A 3,643-nucleotide genomic window follows, 5' to 3' on the forward strand; every position below is an offset into this window, starting at 1 on the left:
CCATATACGCAGTCAAATGTGACGAGGGAATCAAACATCGCTGAAACTATCATTTTATTTTCTCTAGAACGATGGTTTTCATACTATGGAGATCAGTAATCTTACTACCGTCTGTGCGTAGGAACGTGTGCCCCGAGAATCGAGCATCTAGACCTCCATCCTGGATAACCCTGACGCCAACCGACTCAAGATCGGCTGCACTTGGTAGTTTTCCATACGTGGGGAAACGGGGACAGACCACGTTTTGGAGTGCGTTGTAAACGTGGCCTGTCCCTATTTACCCTTGTTCGAAATTTCGCTTCCGAATTTATTGCTCTGTTGAGTATTGAGGAAACGGGGACAGACCATGTTTTCGAGTGCCTTCTATACGTGGTCTGTTCCCTTCCCCCCCAAGAGTACCCAGCTTTTGCATTCAACGTGGTCTGCACCCATTTATCTCTCAGACGATATCGACAATCAGCGTGGCGACCTGCGCGGAGCTCAGAAGGAGAAAAAATAGCGAAATTCGGTTTTACGAATTATCAAAGTTTGATAAAAGATCATCCAGCACTTGTCGTTTTCCGACAGCGACAACTCCTCTATCAAGATCATCAAATTCACCAATCTTTGCCATTAACAGTCCGTTCCCCTCCGCCACATATTCGAAGAGCATCAGATCTTCCGAAATCTTTCCAGACCAGCCAATGAGTAAGGCTTCTTCCATATCCAAATCTATAGGCACAATGGCTACATAAGAACATCTCTCAGCCAAGAACGCCTCCAGAATTGTCCCATCTAAAAGATCCGATAGGCGAATACCTCCAAAAAACTTTAGCTTCCCATCGCGCTCCATGGTATGCACTATCGAATGACTTCCTTGGGGAACTTCAATCCCCCGTGATTTGAACCCACCCCATAGCCCTAAATATTTGACGATTCTCGTGCCTGGCTGCCAAGCCGAGTTACCCAAAAGCAACCAGGCTGCATATCCCGGCATATTTTCGACAACGCGTTCATGTATGAAGTCGAATATTGTTTCCAATGACTCATGAGGCTTCGACGCAATAAAACTAGCTGCAGACAACTTTAATCTGCATTTTCCGTTACCCTCATTCAGATTGATTGTCCGATTCGAATCAGATACGTCATTTTCTCCCAAAATTTTGATTTTAGTAATGATAATAATTTCCCGCTTCGTCGTTAAAATGCGCCCCGCGATTTTGCGGATCACCTTCCCCGCAATCATGTCCCGCTGTGTCGTCACGAATTCTCACTGTCCGCGTACCGCCACCTGAAGCGGGAACCTCAAACTCATAAATGGCTCCGGGCTGAGGGTTGCCCCGTTTGTCGACACTTTGAATTACTCGGCTAGGCTGCTGAATGGTCGGGGGAAAATGCGGACAGACCACGTTTTGGAGTACTTTTTCAACGTGGCCTGCCCCCATTCATCCACACTCTTCCAATACCGTTTCAACGTAATTTTCCTTCACTTAACCCTTAGCAATCAGGGTTACCTTCCACAACTTACCATCCTCTGAAAACTCCATACGTAGATCGTATGTTGAAAACTGATATTTGCACCACTGCCGGACTTTACCAATCAACATATCAACTTTAGCAGATGCTCCTGCGTCTGCCGTACCCAATACCTGAGTGACATTTTTGGCAGTCCAAGCATGAGCAGCCCGATCAAGCACATATTCGTTATACGGTGAATAGCCTTCATCCTCCTGCACAAAAAAATGAATGTGATTTAATTGTCCCGCACGAAACCCAAGCTCTATCCCAGACTTTATAAACTTGTAATATTTTGTTTTCCCGCCTGGATCATTATAGGCATCAGGAGTCTCTGAAATGACGGGCTTTTCTTCAAAACGTTGCCATAGACCCGTGATGACTGATCCATTCTCATCTTGACCGAGAGCGTGAATAAAGTCAGACCAAGTATTCATTATTTGATAACCCCAATCTCTCGATTTCTTTCCACTATTTTTTTAATTGTCTCATCGACAATTTTTGAATCATAACCTCGATTGCGTAAATTTTCTCGCAATGCGTCTGTATCACGGCACACCGCGCCGCACAGATCAATGGCGTCCTGTTGAACCTGTGCACGGGTATTTTTACCCCCATACGTGGGACCCGCAATGTGGACATCGCGAGGAACCTCCACGGCTGTTGCGTTTTGGTAAAGCGATTTGGCCTCCACCTCTGTAAGGGGACGACCTAATTCAGCTTCTTTTGCCGTACGCAATGCAGCAAAGGAAGGGATGTGGTCGTGCTCTAACCCGTCAGCAACTACTTCTCTTGACTTGAGATTCTTATAGGAGTCAACCTCAAGTTCTTGAACCGGTGCTTTGGACGCTTCGTTTCCTTTTACACCACCCGTACCCTTTACGTCGGCTTCCTTTGTGGCAGTCGTACCTTTCCCGGTTGCCCTACCCGGAAAAATTCCACCCCCCATCTGGATCGCGACAGCACCCAATTTTGCAAAGAAACCACCTTCCTGTAAATTCACGATGGAGGCTATTGACCCAGTGGAGTTTAGATTCCCTCCCTGAACAACTCCTACCCAATAGGCTTCTCCACTTTTGCCTTCACTTCGTAGCGTCGCTATCAGCTTCGAGAACTTTTCGTCATCGTCGGCCAAATCGTGGGAGATTTGACGGCAGGTATCAGGTGCCCCTTTACAAAACTCGTCCAGCTCTAACTCTCTTTGCTTGTCAAGCGCTTCATATTTATCCCTGACAGCAAGCTTTTCCTTATCCGTGGTCTTGCTGTCCATCTCAGCGAGCATCTCTTTCACCTCACGGTGGTAGAGATAGTTATAAGTCGTGGCACTCCCGGCGATGCTGGCTCCCAACTGTGAATTGCCATCAACGAGGGCCGCTGCAAGAACACCCGTGAGTTGGGACAACATCACCTGCAGCTGATCATTGCCAGCGGCGAACTTCACCAGCGTATTCATCGCAGCTTCATTCAGCCCAGCAGCCGCCGCACCGGTAGCAAAATCCCCGCCAGTTACTTCGGAAATCAAACCGCCCATCAGCGCATGCGCGACAACTTTTACTACGCCACCTTCCGGGAACTTGATCGTTTGATCGCCAACAAAATTGAACCCGGTCGCCATCGCGACACTGCCCGCTTCTCCCAGCAACGCGGAACCAAAGTTGTCAGCAAAACTTCCGCCACCAATGGTGGTAGAGATGCCACTGGAAATGACCGCGCGACCCGCAGTTCGGATCGCTACGTCGGTAAAATTACTGCTGGTCAGAATACTTGCGGCTTTGCTGCCCCCCGCTGCAAACCAATTGGCATCGGCATAATCAAGCATGCCTGCGGTGAAGCCAGCGATAGCTGCGTTCTTGAGACTGTCGGCGCTGAATGTTTCCTTGAAAGCAGCGCCGAGGTTCCCTTTGTTGCTGATCGTGCTTGTCACGCCCGTCGTAGCGAGGGTTGTGGCGAATGCGCCGCCGAAGCCACCGCCGACCAAGCCCAGTCCTGCCGGCCCCATCACAAAAGACATCATGATGGCGATGGCAATTTGCGCCGCTGGCCCGACGCCCGAGTTCTCGTATTTAAACGACTCGTGAATCTCCTTCACGCGCTGCCAATCAACATCTCCCCGAGCCTCCGCATCCTTCAACCACGCCAGTTGCGGATC

General features: G+C 49.1%; 3 protein-coding genes. All 3 read right to left on the bottom strand.

Annotated elements, in window-relative coordinates; genetic code table 11:
* Positions 1-511: 511 nt before the first annotated feature.
* Positions 512-1,243: a hypothetical protein gene (locus D8U61_RS07365; RefSeq protein WP_177433314.1), complete on the bottom strand. Its 732-nt coding sequence runs from the start codon at positions 1,241-1,243 to the stop codon at positions 512-514.
* A gap of 226 nt (positions 1,244-1,469) precedes the next feature.
* Positions 1,470-1,931, bottom strand: a complete 462-nt coding sequence (locus D8U61_RS07375; RefSeq protein ID WP_016775045.1) for a hypothetical protein — start codon at positions 1,929-1,931, stop codon at positions 1,470-1,472.
* The coding region (locus D8U61_RS07380) for a DUF637 domain-containing protein (protein WP_206663080.1) at positions 1,931-3,643 on the bottom strand (1,713 nt) is incomplete at its 5' end. The genes D8U61_RS07380 and D8U61_RS07375, both read right to left, overlap by 1 nt.

It is taken from the genome of Pseudomonas sp. Sample_14 (assembly GCF_004307515.1).
GTDB lineage: Bacteria > Pseudomonadota > Gammaproteobacteria > Pseudomonadales > Pseudomonadaceae > Aquipseudomonas > Aquipseudomonas atacamensis.